The sequence below is a fragment of the Robertmurraya sp. DFI.2.37 genome, assembly GCF_029211245.1.
GTDB classification, from domain to species: domain Bacteria; phylum Bacillota; class Bacilli; order Bacillales; family Cytobacillaceae; genus Robertmurraya; species Robertmurraya methanolica_A.
Genome location: NZ_JARGEJ010000809.1, coordinates 1 through 291, shown reverse-complemented (window position 1 = coordinate 291; position 291 = coordinate 1). Strand labels below are relative to the sequence as shown.

Annotated in this window: 1 protein-coding gene; it reads left to right on the top strand. The window is 64.3% G+C overall.

Annotated features, from left to right (window positions below; translation table 11 throughout):
* Positions 1-191 (top strand): hypothetical protein (locus PZE06_RS28735; protein WP_275792502.1); only part of this gene is annotated, 191 nt, incomplete at its 5' end.
* Positions 192-291: the final 100 nt, after the last annotated feature.

Genomic DNA, 291 nt, shown 5'->3' with positions numbered 1-291 from the left:
CGCTCGCGGACGTGGCCGCCATCGCGGCCTCGCGCTGGAAGGCCGCTGACGGGACGCCGCTGCGCCGCAGGGCGGCCAAGGGGAGCCTCGCCGCCGCGGGGATGGCCGTCGGCTGGGCCTTCGTTGCATGGATGACGACCGCGGCGGCGGTCGCGTTGACGGCGCTCACGGTCGCGTTGATGGCGGCTTGAGAACCAAGGTATTGGAAAACTGGAAAACTTGAATAGTCGAGTTTTTGAAAAAAGGGAGAAAGACATGGCCGAGCACTACACAAAGGCATCGATAGGTGAG